The organism is Pseudomonas cannabina (genome assembly GCF_900100365.1).
Classification (GTDB): Bacteria; Pseudomonadota; Gammaproteobacteria; order Pseudomonadales; family Pseudomonadaceae; genus Aquipseudomonas; species Aquipseudomonas cannabina.
Map to the genome: position 1 here is coordinate 5,603,635 of NZ_FNKU01000001.1, position 17,968 is coordinate 5,621,602.

General features: G+C 55.3%; 19 protein-coding genes. 4 read left to right on the plus strand and 15 right to left on the minus strand.

Translation table 11 applies throughout. The annotated features are described in order from the left end of the window. Positions 1–67 precede the first annotated feature (67 nt). From BLT55_RS26255 to BLT55_RS26315, 13 genes are all read right to left on the minus strand, one after another. A complete protein-coding gene (locus BLT55_RS26255; protein ID WP_004663653.1) occupies positions 68–328 on the minus strand; it encodes a hypothetical protein in 261 nt (86 codons plus the stop codon). After that, the gene (locus BLT55_RS26260; protein WP_054998996.1) at positions 329–1,021 is read right to left on the minus strand and encodes a DsbA family protein; all 693 of its coding nucleotides are present in this window, start codon (positions 1,019–1,021) and stop codon (positions 329–331) included. It lies immediately after the preceding gene. Beyond that, positions 1,018–1,317, minus strand: coding sequence for a hypothetical protein (locus BLT55_RS26265; protein WP_054998995.1), 300 nt, complete (start codon positions 1,315–1,317; stop codon positions 1,018–1,020). Before BLT55_RS26265 ends, BLT55_RS26260 begins: the two co-directional genes overlap by 4 nt. Then, on the minus strand, positions 1,314–4,271 hold the full coding sequence (locus tag BLT55_RS26270) for a conjugative transfer ATPase (RefSeq protein WP_167359968.1): 2,958 nt from the start codon (positions 4,269–4,271) through the stop codon (positions 1,314–1,316). The genes BLT55_RS26265 and BLT55_RS26270 overlap by 4 nt, the downstream gene beginning before the upstream one ends. Then, positions 4,271–4,720 (minus strand): TIGR03751 family conjugal transfer lipoprotein, encoded by a 450-nt coding sequence (locus tag BLT55_RS26275; protein ID WP_167359982.1) that lies wholly within the window; start codon positions 4,718–4,720, stop codon positions 4,271–4,273. Before BLT55_RS26275 ends, BLT55_RS26270 begins: the two co-directional genes overlap by 1 nt. After that, positions 4,704–6,200: a TIGR03752 family integrating conjugative element protein gene (locus tag BLT55_RS26280; protein ID WP_074801170.1), complete on the minus strand. Its 1,497-nt coding sequence runs from the start codon at positions 6,198–6,200 to the stop codon at positions 4,704–4,706. Before BLT55_RS26280 ends, BLT55_RS26275 begins: the two co-directional genes overlap by 17 nt. Further along, on the minus strand, positions 6,190–7,113 hold the full coding sequence (locus tag BLT55_RS26285) for a TIGR03749 family integrating conjugative element protein (protein WP_054999085.1): 924 nt from the start codon (positions 7,111–7,113) through the stop codon (positions 6,190–6,192). Before BLT55_RS26285 ends, BLT55_RS26280 begins: the two co-directional genes overlap by 11 nt. Beyond that, a complete protein-coding gene (locus BLT55_RS26290) occupies positions 7,110–7,778 on the minus strand; it encodes a PFL_4703 family integrating conjugative element protein (protein ID WP_005740040.1) in 669 nt (222 codons plus the stop codon). The genes BLT55_RS26285 and BLT55_RS26290 overlap by 4 nt, the downstream gene beginning before the upstream one ends. Beyond that, positions 7,775–8,167: a TIGR03750 family conjugal transfer protein gene (locus tag BLT55_RS26295; RefSeq protein WP_057447723.1), complete on the minus strand. Its 393-nt coding sequence runs from the start codon at positions 8,165–8,167 to the stop codon at positions 7,775–7,777. Before BLT55_RS26295 ends, BLT55_RS26290 begins: the two co-directional genes overlap by 4 nt. Before the next feature lie 15 nt (positions 8,168–8,182). Beyond that, positions 8,183–8,551 (minus strand): TIGR03745 family integrating conjugative element membrane protein, encoded by a 369-nt coding sequence (locus BLT55_RS26300; RefSeq protein WP_005741243.1) that lies wholly within the window; start codon positions 8,549–8,551, stop codon positions 8,183–8,185. A gap of 122 nt (positions 8,552–8,673) precedes the next feature. After that, entirely contained in the window at positions 8,674–8,913 is a 240-nt protein-coding gene (locus tag BLT55_RS26305; protein ID WP_005740038.1) for a TIGR03758 family integrating conjugative element protein, read from the minus strand. Next, a complete protein-coding gene (locus tag BLT55_RS26310; RefSeq protein WP_074801173.1) occupies positions 8,910–9,275 on the minus strand; it encodes an integrative conjugative element protein, RAQPRD family in 366 nt (121 codons plus the stop codon). The genes BLT55_RS26305 and BLT55_RS26310 overlap by 4 nt, the downstream gene beginning before the upstream one ends. 79 nt (positions 9,276–9,354) lie before the next feature. After that, positions 9,355–9,687: a DUF4177 domain-containing protein gene (locus BLT55_RS26315; RefSeq protein WP_054998692.1), complete on the minus strand. Its 333-nt coding sequence runs from the start codon at positions 9,685–9,687 to the stop codon at positions 9,355–9,357. A gap of 169 nt (positions 9,688–9,856) precedes the next feature. Here BLT55_RS26315 and BLT55_RS26320 point away from each other — a divergent pair, with 169 nt between their 5' ends. Continuing rightward, on the plus strand, positions 9,857–10,288 hold the full coding sequence (locus BLT55_RS26320) for a hypothetical protein (RefSeq protein ID WP_054998691.1): 432 nt from the start codon (positions 9,857–9,859) through the stop codon (positions 10,286–10,288). Positions 10,289–11,550: 1,262 nt separating this feature from the next. On the opposite strand, the gene iaaL is transcribed toward BLT55_RS26320, so the two are convergent. Then, on the minus strand, positions 11,551–12,738 hold the full coding sequence (gene iaaL, locus BLT55_RS26330) for an indoleacetate--lysine synthetase (protein WP_054999881.1): 1,188 nt from the start codon (positions 12,736–12,738) through the stop codon (positions 11,551–11,553). A gap of 80 nt (positions 12,739–12,818) precedes the next feature. Then, positions 12,819–14,195, minus strand: a complete 1,377-nt coding sequence (locus BLT55_RS26335) for an MATE family efflux transporter (protein WP_054999882.1) — start codon at positions 14,193–14,195, stop codon at positions 12,819–12,821. Between the two features lie 265 nt (positions 14,196–14,460). Between BLT55_RS26335 and BLT55_RS33595 the strand changes: the two genes are divergently transcribed. From BLT55_RS33595 to iaaM, 3 genes are all read left to right on the plus strand, one after another. Continuing rightward, positions 14,461–14,883, plus strand: a complete 423-nt coding sequence (locus BLT55_RS33595) for a transposase domain-containing protein (RefSeq protein WP_147464586.1) — start codon at positions 14,461–14,463, stop codon at positions 14,881–14,883. Positions 14,884–15,180: 297 nt separating this feature from the next. Beyond that, positions 15,181–16,227 carry a transposase gene (locus tag BLT55_RS26350; protein WP_162234960.1) on the plus strand — a complete coding sequence of 349 codons (1,047 nt, stop codon included), beginning with the start codon at positions 15,181–15,183 and terminating at the stop codon, positions 16,225–16,227. 50 nt (positions 16,228–16,277) lie between these two features. Beyond that, a complete protein-coding gene (gene iaaM / locus BLT55_RS26355; RefSeq protein ID WP_074801182.1) occupies positions 16,278–17,951 on the plus strand; it encodes a tryptophan 2-monooxygenase in 1,674 nt (557 codons plus the stop codon). Positions 17,952–17,968: the final 17 nt, after the last annotated feature.

Sequence of the window (17,968 nt, forward strand, 5' to 3'; positions counted from 1 at the left end):
GCACTTGATAGCGTAGGTCTTCGATTGTTCCCTTCGGAGGTGTTCCGCAGCCGCTTCGCGCTCCTCCTCAACGATCCGAGCTTCGTCGCTTGAGCCTGCTCAGGTCCGCCAGTTTGGGAACGTCACTGAGAATAAGTCGGCATCTTGCGCCGTAGGGAACTGCGTAGCGCATCTTGTAGCGCGCTTGCAGCATAGCAAGCTCTTCCACAAGCCAGTACGCGTTGTTGGCAACGATCTTCGCCATCTGATGAAAACCAAGTGAGCCATAGCTACGGACCTGCACCCATAGTAAGCGCGCTTGTAAGGGTTGTTCAAAGGCTGGGTTCATTTATAAATCCTTCGTGCTGGCCAGCCAGTCGATTGCGGAAAGCAGCGCGTCACCGTCAGGTGCTCCCCGCAGCTTGATCGAGCGGCCAGATTGTTTGTCCTTAATGACCAGCGTCGGTGTGGCAGTGATGCCGTCCAGGTTGGCCTTGTGCGCCTGGCTAACAACAGTCTGTCGGACAGCAGGGTTACTCGAAGCGCAGTTATCAATATATTGCTGTCGATCCTCAAGCCCCGGGATCTGCGGATTGTCAGCAGTTCCAGCACCGTTCGACCGAGTACGTTGATAAATGAGCTCGACGGCGAGCCAGAACACGTCATTGCCTCGCTCGATCCCTGCGCACTCAGCCCAGCGAGCTTCATAGCTCGCGGCCGGCTCGTGCATTGGAAGAGGGAGGTGGTGCCACTGCAGGTTCACGTCTGGATGCTGATCAACCCATGATTTGAGCTGTGGGAAATAATCCTTGCAGTACGGGCATTCCAGATCTGCATACTCGACGATAGTGAATCTGGCACCGCTGCTCCCATAAACCCACGCGCCATTATCCTTCGTCTGTTTGGATGTCTGGCTGACGCTGTCGGCGGTGTTGAGCTTTTGCATGCCCTGCCTGACATCTGGCAGGCATTCAAAAGCCAGGATTGCCAAGGCTACCGCACCGATGCCGTACAGGATCTGGCGACGTGTGGGTCGCTTCATGCGGAGGCCTCTTTATCGAGGAACTGTTTGGCCAGCAACTCCTGATCCAGCAACGTCTGAAGAGCCTTCTGCGCGCTTTCAGGCTGTGGGTGATGCTCAAGCCACTGGTCCAGCGCTTTGTGCAGTTGGGACTGGATCTCTCGACGATCAACCGCTACATGTTTCACGACTTCCAGGTGTTCGATCAGGACCGGTGCGCAAATTTTCAAGGCCAGCAGAGCATCTTCCTGTGGGTTTTTGAGCAGTTGAGTCAGGCTGTCGATCAGATTTTGAGTCAGGGCATCCATGGCTCTCATGCCAGGTTCTCCAAGGGTGAAGAGGGGAATGTAATGGTTGCCGGTTCAATCCCGCGAATGCGGTCGAGGTCGTGTGCGATCGCCATTGCGGCCCCCAGCTCGTCTACCCCTAACGACTGCATTAGATCGTACCGCTGTTTTTTTTCTTCCGGCTCAGTCATGGCCAATGCCAGGAGCAGGCTTGGGGGCACGGCTCGAAACAAAACCTCCATCGATTTGGAAAGCACAACCCCTTCAGTATACTTTCCGCTTTCTTTACGGGCTGACAGCATCAGTGACTTTTGCGCAGGCGTCAGCTTACGGAACGTGGTGATTTTCTCCACTTCATCCGGTGGCATGTTCAGGCAGATCCACCACTCGATCATGTTAAGCATCGGTGCTGCTGCTGACGGAAGGTCGTCGATGTTCTGAGTGGAAAGCCAGAACCAGGCACCGAGTTTTCTCCACATCTTGGTGATCTTGATGACGTAGGGCGAGAGAAGGGGGTTTTTCGTAATGATGTGACCCTCGTCAGTGAAGTTGACGATCGGACGCCCCTTGAATTGGTCCCGTTCTGCAATGTTGTTCACGGTGTTGATCAGCGAGATGTAGGCGACCGACAGTTGGGCGTTATACCCCTCGCGGGCGTAGGTGGCCAAGTCCAGGATTGTGATGTCGGCCTCAGGCCAAGGCGTACCCTCCCGGTTGAACATCTCACCGTCAGCCCCCATGCAGAACATGTCCATGGCTTCAGCCATCTCAAAGATGCGTTCTCGGCGCTTTTCCGGAAGGGTGGTGTCCTTGCCAGCGTCACTCAGCGCATCACGCACATCCTCCGTCTTGACTGCTCGTTCAGCGTCAAAGCATGTTCTGGCTGCCGTCAGAATGCAGTGCCTAATGGCGCTGCGGTCTGCGCGAGTGAGTCGAGCCTCTTCTCTCTCTTCGCCGCCGGTGATCATGAGCCTGGCCACGATCTCCATTTCGCCCAAAACATCACGCTCCTCTTCGCCCTGTTCAGGCATTGTTTGCAGATGCTCATCTGATCCTTCAATGTCATCGGCATCCAGGATCGTGACTTTGTCAGGTGTTGACACCAGGCGAATGGCATCAGTGAAGGGGGCCAGACTCACGCCCGACCCTGGCGCCAACTTGAGCCGGTTGACCGTCAGCCCAAGCTTTTGGGCAAAATCTCCCAGTAGGCCGAAACTATTACCGGCTTCAATGATGAACAGGCGCGGCCTGTAAATGGCGATTAACTGCATCAGCAAATTGTTGGCCGTGGCTGACTTACCTGAACCTGTCGGGCCAAACAGGAGCAGATGGGCATTCATCTGCCGATCAAGCTTGTTGAATGGGTCGAACGTCAGCGGTGCACCGCCCCTGTTGAACAGGGTTATGCCGGGGTTGCCCGTGCCGCTGGCACGACCCCATATCGGCGAAAGGTTCGCGACATGCTGGGCGAGCATCATCTGCGTGTACCAGTCCAAAGCATGTTTCTTGTTCACATCAAAACTGGCGGGCAGCCATCGCAGGTAACTGCTGAGAGGGGCGACTTCATCACGAGGATAGACAGGTTCCATACCAGCGCTAAGCATGGCATTGGCAAGCTCCATGCTCCGACTTTCCAGTTGTTGCTCATCCTTGCCGGTCAAGTAAAAAACCACGTTGCCCCGGTACAGCTTGTGTTTTCGACCGATCAGTTTCCGGGTTTCGTCGACCGCTTCACGGGTCAGGGCGGAGGCTTGATTGTCACCGACTGATTTACGTGCCAGTTTTTCCAGGTGGGCCTCCAGAACATCCTGTGGAGTGATCACCAGCGTGATGTTGAGTACTGTGTCCTCGGGCAACTTGTCGAACAAGGCATGCAGCGCGTCCCCGCCTTTACGGTTTTCACCCGTCAGGTGCCCGGTCTTTGGCGCATCGCGTAAGCGATCGAGGACGATGACCCGATGAGGGCGCGAGTCGAAGTACCAGAGACCTTTCTTGGCATCCGATTGCGGTTCGCTGTAAAACAGGCACTGAGAGAAATCATCGCCGCTGGCCAGCGGCAGCGTGCCTTCTTCTGGTGGTTCGACCTTGCGGTTATTGACGGTTTCGAAGAAACGATCGATGTCCTGGCGCTTTGATCCCAAGTGTTCGGGATGCGGGTTGAACCAGTGCAACAGCCAGTGACGAATGTCATGGCGATCCATGCGCCGGGTTTTGATGCCCGCGTTGGCCAGTCCTCCCGTCAGGCGCTCGCAAATGTTTTTCAAGTACATCGACGGCGTCTGGCCACGAACCAGTCCATCGCCGGTGCAACGCCGGTAGACGACCATGCGAACCCTGCGTTGCTGGCCGCGCCAGGGCAGTTGAGACACTTTGGTGTCTTCAAATAAACCTCCCGGCTTGGAGATTGCCTCTAGGTGATGTTTGAATTGCTGCAGGTACATTTCTGTAAACGCCGTACCCTGAGCGCGAGGCTGGACGTAATCATGCAACGTCTCCAGATAATCTTCCCAACTGGTTTCATCCTTGGCGTAGAACTGCACCACCCAAGGCGATTCATCCAGTTCGTCAAAACTGTCCTGCAGCGCATTTTCGAGAGCATCGCGCGCTTTGCGTAACCACTCAGGGTCCCGGCCTTCGGTGCCGATGGGGGTCAGTTCATAGAATGCTGCCAGTGACTTGCCGTCCTCGAGCAGCATCGCTTGCTCCTGAGGGAGGTACTCCGTCCAGGGCAGCATGTCGACGAATGACGGGTTGACGGCATACAGGGCTGCGATATCGTCGACCGTCGCAGGTTTGCGCTTGGGATCTAGCCACGCGCCCGGCTCTGGTATGCCCTCAGCCGCCAGGCGAGCCAGATAACGCTCTCTGGCCTGCGCGAAGATGGCCTCTTCTCGTAGCTGATCGGCGATCGTCTCGACGGGACTGTCAGCCACGCTGGCAGCACTTTTATCCTGACGCTTTTTTATACGTTCCAGAAATCCCATCAATAATCCTCCACCCGCTCACCGGGCATCGCGTATTGCACGCGTTGATACAGCGGAAAAACAGTCGTATACCCCGGTACTGGCGCGGGATCTGAGCCCGCCAGGTGAGGGAATACGTACATGACCAGGTCCGGATTGGGCAGGCGCTTGAACTGACTGTAGATCTCGTTTTGAGCCGTGCGTGTGTACGCGGCGCTGTCCTGCAGTGGCTGAGTGGCCCGCACATCGATCGAGCGGCGCAGCTCTGCGCGAGCATCGAGCAGTTGCCGACCGCTGCCGCCCGAGCCCGTGGTGCCCTGGTTCCAGACATCCATCATGGTGCTGTCGCCATGCGGCAGCATTTCCTCCTTGCTGGTCTGGCATCCTGCGAGTGTGAGCAAGGCGACAATGAGTGACAGGCCGAGCCGTCCGCTACGAGGTGGCCTTGAAAGATCAATCCAGGTTGGCATTGGCATGGCTCGCTCCTGAGGCGTACTTGACCTTGCGGCCTTTGAGTTCGTAATCGATTTCCAGCTCTTGATCGATGTGCAGTGAGACCTGCGCACCAGGTAAGACGTAGATAGCCGCAAACGCCTGGCCATACAGCTTGTTGACCCAACTGGACACATCCGTGACGCCTTGAGTCAGGATTTTGCCCATCGCCTCGTTGCCGGACAGTCCGGTGCTGCCGAGCGTCCCAGAAGCATTTGAGACGTAAGAGGAGGTGCTGCCCTCGGTCTTGATCAACGAGGCTGCTCCAGCGCCAGCTGCGGTGATCAGCGCTTGTGAGCCGATGTACTGCTGCGCATTGCTGCGTCGCTCGCCCGCGATGCACGGAATGCCGTAGGGATCACTGATCCAGCCCAGACCACCCTGGATGGGTTGTTGGTCGCCAGAGTTGTTCTGGTTGTTCTGGTTATTATTCTGCTGATTACCGCCCTGGACTGGGGCGGGTAACGTGCGGACAGTCCCATCGTTGAACACGAAGGTCAGGCTTTTGATCTGCCCCCGCACGCATGAGAGGGTCCAGTCGCCGGACGCTGTACCGCTGGCCACGGCACCGGCCACGTCTGGGAGATCGATGCCATTGGCCGTCAGGTTGTCCGGGCCGATCAGCACTTTGAAGGGGTAGGGGTCATTAACCGTCCCATCCACGGGAACCCGGCCAATCAATGCTGACATGGCCACTGACCCCATCAACGTCGAGTTCTGAGGCAGGGTGTAGGCTCGACGTACCTTCTTACGCTCCTGTTGTTGGCCACCCATGTCATCACGAACAGACTGTGCGCCTGTCGTCAGGGCTTTCTGGCCTCGGTCTACGGATTCGCCGAAGGCTGTAGGAAAACTGTAGCCGCTCGGAGAGACGCTCGTGCCAGCGGCGATCGGTTTACCGTTGCTGTCCAGGGCCGTCGCGTCCTGCGGATCGATCCAAACGATGTCTGAACCGCTTGAGTCGGACTTGAACTGTTGGCCATCACCTTGCTGAACGCCCAGGCCAATCGGTAGATCCGGGTTCGTAGCGCCGGTTTGTCCCATCCGGGTCAGTTCGTCCATCTGTTTCTTGAAACCCTCCACCACGCTTTGCTGTTGCTGCTGACTGTCGAGCTTGAACTGCTCCTGGGCATTCTTCAGACGCTGCTCTACCGTCTGATCGATGTTCGCCAATCGTTGTTTGAGCGCCTCGTTGTCCTGCTTGACGGCCGAGTTCTGCGCCATCACATCGGTGATCTGCTGCTTGAGCTCGCGCCCTTCAGCCACGACCGTGCGTAGCGTGTCGCTCGGCGTGTCGCCTTCCACACCCAGAGCCTTGGCCTGTTCCGCTGTGAGTTTTGGGGCCGGTGCGTTGTCAGCCTGCTGTTCGGGTCCACCTCTCATCATCTTGATGCCGATGAACACCGTGAGCAGGAGAAGCGGAACCACCAGGTACTTGAGCAGCGGGTTACTCTTCATGCTTGGCTCCCCGGGTTGCACGCGGATCTGCTGGGGCGGCGGAGAACACGGTTGCTTGTGTCAGCCCGTGTCCCCGCGTGACCAGGTACAAGGTCGTAGTGTCACTGGCATCACCACGAGGTCCGAGATACGGGTGCTGAAATGCTGCGGTCGCGAACTCACCCATCAGTTCACGAGGGTCGAGCATGACGCGCTGCGCCGTCTGATTTTGTAGCTTCACGGCGGTCACCCAAAAATCGTCCAGACGCCACGCGCCCAAGGGTGTGGCCTTCACAGGCAGAGTGGGGAGCAGGGTGGTCAGATCCAGGCGGCGATCGATCTTCACCTGGGCAATGTCGTCCACAGGCTCGACGGTGCGCAACGGTGCATAGAGCATCTGGGCTGCATAGCGGGTGAGGACGACTGGGACGGGCGTTTCTCGCTTGACCACTTCCTCTGGTTCATCATCCTCAACCTTCGAGCGACTGGTTTCCTCTGGGCTTGCGGTAGAGGACTTGCCTGAGCGTGCTGTAGCAGCCCCTCCATAGCGTGCGGATGATGTTTCACCTTCCACAATCTTCACCGGCTCCAGCGCCGGTTGATCCGTAGGTGCCTCTGTAGCCGCGATGTCGACAAGTATGATCTCGCCGGTCTTTGCGTTCTGCAGCTGGAGACGTGTCGGCTCGATCGCTTCCTTGGCAAACAGGTAGATCGCGCCGCCCGTACTCTGCACGCGCAGCTTTTCAGTCAGCGAGCGCGGGAGTCCAACACGAACATTCTGATCAACGAAGACAATGCGTTCCTGATTGATGCGCAGTGGTATTGCCAGCGGCAACCGCTCCCAGCGGAGAATCTCCACCGCCGATGCGACTTGGGCGTTGCCAGCCAAGACCATCAGTAATGTCGAGCATGTGAGTACACGCAAAACACTCATTTGAAAACTCCTTTCGATGGAGCTGCGGGAGTTTCGACGTTGCCCTCGATGCGTTGTGGCGCGCCGTTGTAGCAGTCCCATGCCAAGCCGAAGGGATTGGTTTCAGGGTCGACGTCCATGCGTACAACGTGAAGCGGGTATCGTGCGAGGGCACGCTTGACCAGCTGACCGCCGTAATACTCGTCGGCTGAGATGTCGAGCGTCACCGTCCAGTCGTCGATGGAGTTGGTCACCGTCCGCAGTTCAGGCGAGTCGCCAAAGCCTCGGCCGGGAATCTCGTAGACACCGCGGACGCGCTTGCGCAGCTCACCACTGGACTTGCGCAGATCAAAATCGCTCTGCAGGTATTGCTTGCAAGCCGGTGTGATGTAGGCGTCCAGGCGTGTGATGTTCGTCTGATAATCCTGTTCACCGTCGACCGGCCAGCGGTTCATTTGCTGAAAGATGTACAGGCCAAAGGCGTACACCGACTGAGGAGGGATGTCCCACCAAAGGCGTGTGCTGCCGGAACGCAGGTCGGGCGGAACGTGAATGGTCATGTTCTGCGGTGCTCGATACCAGCCGATACCCAGCCCCAAGGCCAGGAGCGCCAGCAGGGCGATGGCCATCCTCAAACTGGTGATGTGCGCTCGCTGCGAGTCGGCCAGCTTTAAATAGCGGCTCATTGTTGCGCCCTCCGACGGCACGTCCAGTTGCCCGATCGGATGACCAGATTGGCATTGTTGTATGACGTAGGACCGAGTGTTGCGAGCCGCAGCTGCAACGTGCGGTAGAACCAGGTCTCCGGTCGACCGCGTTTGAGGCGTCGCAAGACCCGAGCTGCGATGAGCAGTCCCAATGTTCCTCCGATGAGTGCGCAGACCACGGGCATGGATGGAGTGATCACGAAGGCCAACGGCAGCCCCATCACAAAGCCAAACCCGCTGCAGCCAAAAACGGTCACCCACATCTCATCCGCCGTAAGACCGCCAATCACCACGGGCTGGTTATTCAAGCGACTGGGCAGAAAACGCAGGGTTCCGTCTTCATGCTGATCGTGCTGAAGCTCAGTCATGGAAGCCTCTATGACTTAAAGGATGTTAGACGCGGTGGTGACCAGGTAGATCGTGACGCCAATCAAGCAGACGCCGACCACTGCGGTGCTGCCCAGATCGGCCCATTTGGCCTTGCCCATGTGGATTTCGTGATAGACGCCCAGCGCATGTCGGCCCACCAGAATGATGCCGAACGCGCACAGGCATAAGCCCAGCAGCGTGAAGCCGTCGAAGGCATAGTTTTGGAACGTCTGCAGGAAGCTGGTCCCGGTGCCGCGCGTGGGAGCTTGCGCTCCCGGTAGAGCGGCAGATGCGCCACTAGAGCTTGCCGTCATCAACAGGGCCGAGAAAGGTCGGCGTTTCAAGAGCGAGTGTGCCCGCGCAAACAGTGAATACAGCATCATCTTTATCTCCTATGGAGACGCTGATTTATTCTAAAGCACAGCTGTTGCCCCCTGATAAATCAAGGCCTCCAGAGCGTTGCAGGGACGAAAAATCGAATAAATCAGCGGCTCCCTATGAAAAATCAACTCAGCAACATGAAAGTCATGATCATGAACAGCACCGCCCAGCGAGCAGCAGCGACTGCCGCCGCCGGGGCTGCCAGGTTTCGGGTAGCCCAGCCGCGATAAATGCTTGAAAACACCCAGACGCCCCACAGCAGGAGGATCCCCACTGCAATTCCGGTCCACAGCGTGTTGCTGTTGGCCGGTGAAAAGCCGGCAGCGGCCTGAAAGGCACTGGTCTGGGTGGAAGACATCGTCATGGCGTGTGATCACCGCTGACGTTGTACTGGCCGGAAATGTCTACGGGGTCGCGGGGCTGTGCGCGGGAGGGCGACAGGTAGTCCTGCAAACCTTGGCGGATGCGCGCGATGTCGCTGACCAATCTGGGATAGTCCAGGTGATAGCGTTGGGCCGGGTCTTGTGGAAGATCGACACTGCGTTGCGCAACGGCCTCGAGCGCGTTGAGCTGACGAATCATGACTTCCACATTGGCTTGTTCAGAAGCCGTGCCGGCTGCTCCGGCATGCGCGGAAAACAGCAGGGGTATGCACAGCATGACTGCGGTCAAGCAGATCTGCACACGTGAAGACGTTGATCTGAGCGCGGGGGGATTGAAGTTCACGTCGCGGGCCTTGGATGCTGTGGGAATCTATGTCCACAGCATGACCAAGGGCTCGGTTTGAATCAGTACGAAACCCTTTTTAGGTCTGAGGGGGTTTGTCCAAAAGTGTCGGTGTGACAATGCTGCGTTTAAAGAAGAACAGGAACCCTGTACTGATTGCATACCCAACCGCCCAGGCCTGGGCGTTTTGATTACCAAATCGCTCGTGGCCACGATTGATCGGCTGAACGCTGACCAGCTCCCATCCTTCTCTGCCGTGGCGATTCAATATGGCCAGCGTTTCAGGGTTGCTCAAATATCCGTGGATGTCCGGTTCGGTAGTGTCGTCCGTTGACTTGAACATCAGCACGCCGCTGGTCACGGTTTTATAGGGAAGGGGGACGAAGGTCTGGGTGTATTCAAATGTAGTCATAAGTACCAAATGCCAGGCAGGGAATGATGAATCAGGTGTGTCTTCAGGCTGCAACAGCCAGTTGCAACGATAAACCTCAAGGTTGGAAAATGTAACCTGCAGTAAGATGTTCGTTAGAAGATGGGGAAAAGCTGCGTTACGTAAATTTTGTTCTAGAAGGACAAGTGCAGTGCGGACGATTGACTATCGAAGATTTGAATACAAGGGCGATTACGCGTCGGGGGCTTGCTTTGTACGTGTGGGTATCACCGATGGAGGAATGCTGTTCGGTTTGATCGCTCAGTTGCGAGACTATGACGGTACCTCTGTCACGAATGACATCGAAGAGATCATCAGCGGTGTGATTCATCGCCTTCATACCGAGCGGGCTTTACCCAAGGCGTTTTCTTCGATGTACGAAGTTCTTGAGCAATTTACTTGGGTCGAACACTACGCGCCTGGCATTGGAATCTCTTCTGAAGGGTCGTGGGCCATCGTCACCCTCGATGCCAGCAATACACCTGATTGGGAATATATGACCCTCGATGATGTTGTAGCTCATACCGATGTAGACCCCGACTTCTTCACACTGGGCGAAGACGACTCACGTCTCAAAAAGTAGATGGCGGGGAAGGCACGGGGTATCGAGGCTTTGAGTGCTGCTTCATGTCCTTGAAGCGCTGCATGATGTCGATCGCCAGTGACACTAAAATCTGGCGCAGACCACAGGTTTCCAGCAAGCCTGCCCAGCAGCCGTTGGCCGTGGAGAGGTTTTTCAAAGGACGGGGTTTGAAACTGGTAGGCATGCATGATCACCGATTGCTTTGAAGGCAAAGACACTTTTTGCGTCTCAATAGGGAGGCTTTTAATTTTTGATACGGTACGTTCACAAATTCTAGAGTCTAAAGAGACAAACTTGACGATGGCCCCTTACGGAGGTAAGAGGATGGAGCTTCCAACAGCAGCGCTACCGGGCTATCGGACTGAATCGTGTGATCGCAGCCATGGTGCTGGGTAGTACAGGGGGCGGGGAGCAATGAAACAGAAAGTGCACTAAGCCGAGTGCATGCGCGTAACCCCCCCCCCCAAAAAAAAAAAACATCGGTTTTCAGTCGCATTTAGTCCTGGTCGGCCGCTCTCGATTGCAGGTCGAAGTGGGTGGATGCAGGTTCGTTTGCAGTCATTGCTGGTTCGCGGTGCCGGATAGACGCAATCAATCCCGGTCGAAAAACGCGATGTTTGCAGGTCGGGGCCATTTCGATTGCAGGTCGTTACACCTAACGAGGTGGCTTGATGCATAGGCATTTTGAAATTCCTATGCACGAGCCTTTGCCGTCTTATCCTCCTTACCGTGTGCTAAGGAGGCGCTGATTTATTCGATTTTTCGTCCCTGCAACGCTCTGGAGGCCTTGATTTATCTGGGGGCAACAGCTGGGTTTTAGAATAAATCAGCGTCTCCCTAAGTTTAAATCCCCGCGCATAAACAAGATTGAACGTGTCTATCGCATGCAGTATTTCTATGTCAGGTAGGCTGGCGGAAACTGTCAGCACCGGTTTGTCATCCGCATCTCGCACTGTAGCAGTATGGGGACTCGACTCCCGATCAATCTGAATATCATTGGGGCTACGAGATAAATAAAGTTTTTCATGTGCGTCTTCCGTGATTGCTGATTGAGTTTGGAAATTGAACAGTTTTCGCTGCGAGAAAGGTGATTCTCTATAATCGATACTTTCGCGCCGAAGATCCAAAAGCGTGTAAATATTAGCCTGTTCGTTTCAGTTTCGTGGACTCTGACCTCTGGCGCTTCCGAATCCTCTAAAAAACTGCGCCGACACCGCCAAAGGCCCCGTCGGTGCAGCTACTCACTCGTTCACATCAGCCATTCAGTTTCGGCGGTCGATGATGTAGAGCATTTTGCCTCGCTCCGAGACGGCGTAGTCTCTGGCATCCTTGCGCAGGACCGACACGCTGCCTTGGTCTTTCTGGTACGCCTCGTTGATGTCGGGGATATCGGCGATGGCGGTTTCGATTCTGGCGCGTTCGTCTTCATCGACTTCGGAGGCCTGAACGAAAACGGTCACCAGTTCCTTGCGCTCTTCGGTCACTGACAGGTGAACCTGGATTTCCAGCGATCGGCCCAGTGTCTGTTTAATCGTTTGCTGAATGATGCCCAGCCCGATGAGGTTGCCCATGAAGTTGAAGCTCATGTCCTCCCGCTGGATGTCTGTCAGGTAGAGCTTGTCGCCTTTCATCGAAAGGGTTGCGGTGTCTCCTAGGCGATACCTCAGTAGCGGCGTAAAGTTTTCTCGGGTCAGCGAGGTGATGAGGATGCTGTCGCCTTCTTTTTCGATGAAATACTTGTCGGACAGAAACTCGTATTCAGTGTGGCAAGGGCTGTTGGTGAAACCCAGAATGCCGCCCTCGGAACTGCCATACACACCGACGATGGAGACTTGTTCGCCAAAGGCTTGCCTGATGATTTTCTTCTGGAAAGTTTTCAGGCTCTCGCCGGTGAAGACAACCTTCTCGATATTGATGCGCACACCGTTATGTTGCATGGCATTGATGAACTGCAAGATAGTGGATGGCACGCCGAGCAGTACGTTGAGCTTGATCGAGTTAAGCGCTTCGAAATGGCTCTTGGTCACCAGGGTGATGTCACCTACGGACACGACGTGAGCACCGCAGTTACCGGCCATCATGGTAATCATGTTGTTCAGAGCAGAAAACAGGTTGATCGTGAACAGGTTGGCGCAGCGATCACCGGGCAGAATAAAGCCGTTGCTGCGGAAGACGTTGGAGAGGGAGCTGTCTTCATCGACTTCGCAGTCGTAGTAGTAATAACAGCGTTTGATGTTGCCGCTGGTGCCACTGGTAAAGCCGATCAGGCAGTTTCGCTCATTGCGCTCTAGACAGCGTTCAGTCTGTGCCGCGAAGCCGTCTTTGTCCATGATCGGTACGTGGGTTCTGAAGTCCTGATAAGTGAATCCTTCAAAATCGTTGTTCTGGTGGATTTTAGCGGCAGTGCTGGAAATTCTGCTCCATTCCTTTTCCATATCGTAGGCAGTCATGCGAGTCCTCTATAGTCCGTTTTTTGATTTCCTGGACATCCTGCCCACCTGACGACAGCCAAGGGTGGGCAAAACGCGGACTATGAGTTACTCCTGTGGAGGGATCGGTTCCCTATTGAATGGATCTCGATGTCCAACATCTTTTTCATGAGCAGATGCGCGAGCCAGCAGGCACAAAAGGCCACTATGGTGTTACCCAGCAACTGCCCGAGCATTACCCCGACGCTGCCAAATTTATGTGCCCCATACCACACGAACGGCATGGTTCCCAGGCTGGCGCGCAACCAGCCGAACAGTGTGACGTACGCCGGTCGCCCCATACTGAGGAAGACTGAGGTGGCAATGAATTGCAGCCCGATGAGCGTCCAGAGGGCGCCGCCCCATCGGCAGAACGCGAAGAACACGACCTGGCCTTCACCGGCGACATGAAACAAGCTGGCTAATGGCTCAGCGAGCAGAATGAGTAACAGCGAGGTCACTGAGCCGTAGCCGATCAACAATCCGTACGTCATCTTTATGGCTTGCGACACGCGAGCAGTGTTCATTGCGCCCAGGTTTTGCCCCAGTATCGGGATCAGCGCACCGGGCAAGGCGAACACGACACAAAAAGCAACCTGAATGACCCTGTCGATCACCCCGATAGTCGCCAGCGCCTGAGATCCGAACGGCGCCATCGCAGCCATTACGTAGGCCATGCCCACTGGAGTCGCCAGGTTGCCAATCACCGCTGGCAAGGCGGTTCGCCCGATATTTCTGATGTCACCTGACAGGTTCTTCAGGCTGACCCGACAGGTCAGATGGGCGACTCGGTGAACGTAGTAAAACCCCAGACAGGCCGATACCAGGCTCGATATCAGGTAGGCGATGCCGGCACCCACCAGGCCCAGATCGAACACCACAATAAGCAGCGGATCTGCGATGGCAACGGCGGCCGTCGCCGTCAGCAGGGTCCACATCGCCTGTTTGCCGAAGCCTGCACTGCGCAGGATCTGCACGCATAGCTGCTCGACAGCGACTAGCACCGAAGCCGGAAGGGTTAGCCACAGATATTCACGCGCCGCTGTAAAACTGTTGCCCTCTCCGCCTAACATGCTGATGGCCTGGTCGAGAACTATTAGCTCAAGCGCAGCGCCACAAACGGTAGCCATGCTGGCAAGCAGCACACCACTACTGGCGAGGCGTCTGGCTTGATCCGGCACGCCGCTGCCCAGGCTTCTCGAAACGATTGTCGAGACCGCCACGGCTATGCCAAGAATCATCGAAATGAGGAAGAACAGCAGGGTTTTGGCTATAGCGAACGCAGCCAACAAACTGTCGTCACGCAGCATCACGATGTAAACCACGGTCAGCACTTCGATCAGAAAGATCGACAGCATGCTGGTCGCACTGGTGCTGGTCATGAACACAAGATGCCGTAACAACGACCCAGATGTGAAGGCTGCTTTGTTAACCGCCATTGATCCTTATCTTCTCGCTGATCTCAGAAGAGCACGGCATTGCATCACTGAAGCTCTGTATGAAAAGTGGCTGAGCTCTGTGATGATGCGTTAAAACAAGCTCAGAACACTCATTTACAATCCGTAGAAACCGCTTCCTCGCCTTTTTTGCCTTGCATGAACCACACCCCCCGACTTTTCGTACAGGGGGGGTACGCCGGACAATGGCATTCGGTTAAAATGCGCTATGTTAGTTTGCTTGAAAATGAAGCAAGGCACCACCTCGATGTCCCATGAGAAAATGTCTGTGTTCTGGACAAAAGTCGGTAAATTATTTCAGCAAACCTGTCAGTCCACGGATTCAGAATGGCAAAAACGCAGGCGTGTGATTGATACCCGGTTGTTGGTCGTATTCATACTGAAGATGGTTTTAAGTAGAAACCTGCAGGGTTATGGCAGCAGCCTGGGCGCACTGTGGGAGTCGTGTGCAGACAAAGGGATCGCTCTGCCCCGTACGGATGCCGTTGCAGCATCTTCCCTGTGTGAGGCCGGGCAGAAGTTGCCAGAAGCCGTTTTCAAAACGCTCTACGACGAACTGATTTCACTGTGGCACGCTCACCGGGACACACCAACCTGGAAAGGGCATCGGGTCTTTGCCATCGACGGATCGAAAATCAATGCGCCCCGCAGTCTGCTAGGGAGGCGCTGATTTATTCGATTTTTCGTCCCTGCAACGCTCTGGAGGCCTTGATTTATCTGGGGGCAACAGCTGGGTTTTAGAATAAATCAGCGTCTCCCTAGGCTCTGTACGTAAAGTGGCTGCGCTCGGTGATGCTGCGTTAAAAACAGGCTCGGAATGCTCATTTACAACACGTAGACTCCGCTTCCTCGCCTGTTTTTGCCTTGCCTGACCTTCGCTTGCCGACTTTTCGTACACAGCCTAGAATACTGCTATAAAACGCCACGGGAGACGACACGGCATTACCTTTGCGCCATGGTGAGCGGGTTGTACAATTTGCAAGAGCAGTTGATTTTACGATTTCGAGCTGGCACTCATAAAGACGAACGCCGCTGTGTGCCGGAACATCTGGCAAAACTGGAGCGGGGATATCTGGTCATTTTCGACCGGGGTTACTTCAGCTACCAGATCCTGCATCAAGTCTTGGCCAGCGGGCAACACGCCGTATTCCGCCTGCAGCAAGGGACCACTAATTCGCAGGTGGCCGCGTTCTGGGATAGTGACCGCAAGGATGCCATCATCGACTACGTCCCGTCGCCCGCTGTGAAACATGGCCTCAAGAAGCGCGGACCCACTACTGGGTTTCAGCCACTTGCCAGCAGATTGGTGAAATGCAGGATCGAGGATGAAACCCATGTGTATGCCACAACCCTGATGAATCAGACCGGTTATCCTGCGGACTGTTTTGCGGACCTGTATCACGGGCGCTGGGGCATCGAAGAGTTGTACAAGGTCTCGAAACAGTTCATTGATGGGAAGGACTTTCATTCGCAAACAGAGCGCGGTGTAAAGCATGATATCTCCGGACACTTCCTGCTGATCAACCTTGCCCGGCTGTTTGAAACAGACACGCGCAACCGACTGCCTTGCGATGACCAGCCAGTGGAATCCAACGCCACGACCTCATGGCCACAAACCGGCAAGACGTTGAAAATCAATTTCAAGCATTGTCTGTTTGTGGTGGGACGCCACTTGGAAAATCTGGTGCTGATGCCCGGACGGACTCCTGCGAACTGGCTGGACAAGGCGATGGTGGCAGTGGCCCGAATCAGACAGCGCAAGCGCCCCAGGCGGCAGTACCCGCGGCGCTCCTTCAAGCCCCGCACGCTATGGAATTCGTTTGGAGCGCCACCAAAACCTTTACCGAATGCCATTGTCCGGCTTACACCCCCTATACGCAAGCCAGTGCGTGGTCGGCCAGCGCGGTCGTTAGTGCTTATTAATTTTAGAGGACTAGCATGGTTTGAAGGAATGGTTCAGGTGTTTTGGATTTTGGCGGCTGCCGTTAAAAGGTGCTGTTTCAGTTTCATTTAAAGAATCGTAATCCGGGTAGCACGTAAGGTCGAAGAGGGTAGAGTCGCGTTATGTATGACCATTTTAGCTCACCTAGTATTGATATTTTATACGACTACAGTCCCTTTCTGAAACGATGTGAAATGACGGGAGGTATAGGCAGCTATTCATCTGGAACGCCCACCCCTCGGGTAGCGATAGTCGGTGCCGGTATCAGTGGGCTGGTCGCTGCAACTGAACTATTACGGGCTGGAGTCAAGGACGTGGTTTTATATGAGTCGCGTGATCGAATCGGGGGGCGAGTATGGTCTCAAGTGTTCGATCAGACTCGTTCACGTTACATTGCAGAAATGGGTGCGATGCGCTTTCCTCCCAGCGCAACTGGACTTTTCCACTACCTGAATAAGTTTGATATTTCGACTTCGACCACCTTTCCGGATCCTGGTGTGGTGGACACGGAGCTGCATTACCGTGGCAAGCGCTATTACTGGTCGGCGGGCAAAAAGCCGCCCGAATTATTCAGGCGAGTCTATGAGGGGTGGCAGTCTCTATTGTCCGAAGGTTACCTCCTTGAAGGCGGTTCTTTAGTTGCTCCGCTGGACATTACCGCAATGCTGAAGTCGGGTCGTCTGGAAGAGGCAGCGATCGCATGGCAGGGGTGGCTCAATGTATTCCGGGATTGTTCATTCTATAACGCGATTGTCTGTATTTTTACTGGCCGTCATCCGCCAGGCGGCGACAGATGGGCTCGCCCTGAAGACTTTGAGCTGTTTGGCTCGCTTGGCATAGGCTCGGGCGGGTTTTTGCCAGTCTTTCAGGCTGGCTTTACGGAAATACTGCGGATGGTCATCAACGGATACCAAAGTGACCAGCGACTGATTCCGGGCGGGATATCCAGTCTGGCCGCGAGACTCGCTGATCAGTCGTTTGACGGCAAAGCGTTAAGGGACCGCGTTTGTTTTAGCCGGGTAGGTCGCATTTCCAGAGAAGCTGAAAAAATCATCATCCAGACGGAAGCAGGAGAGCAGCGTGTATTTGATCGAGTAATTGTCACTAGCAGTAATCGGGCCATGCAAATGATTCACTGCCTCACGGATAGCGAGAGCTTTCTGAGTCGTGATGTCGCTCGTGCTGTCCGCGAAACCCATCTGACAGGTTCATCGAAGCTTTTCATTCTCACCCGAACCAAATTCTGGATAAAAAACAAGCTTCCCACCACCATCCAGTCGGACGGTCTGGTGCGCGGCGTCTATTGTCTGGATTATCAGCCCGATGAACCTGAGGGGCATGGCGTTGTTCTGCTCAGTTACACGTGGGAAGACGACGCTCAAAAAATGCTGGCGATGCCTGACAAGAAAACGCGTTGCCAGGTACTGGTTGATGACCTTGCTGCGATACACCCGACGTTCGCCAGTTATCTCCTGCCCGTTGATGGGGATTATGAGCGGTATGTATTGCACCATGACTGGCTCACCGATCCCCATTCTGCGGGCGCTTTCAAACTCAATTATCCCGGCGAGGACGTTTACTCGCAGCGATTGTTTTTTCAACCAATGACAGCGAACAGTCCCAATAAAGACACGGGGCTCTATCTGGCTGGCTGCAGTTGCTCTTTTGCCGGAGGGTGGATCGAAGGTGCTGTCCAGACAGCATTGAACAGTGCTTGCGCGGTGCTGCGCAGCACCGGAGGGCAACTGTCAAAAGGCAACCCGCTGGACTGTATCAACGCCTCCTATCGCTATTAACAGTCCTGAGAGCAGCG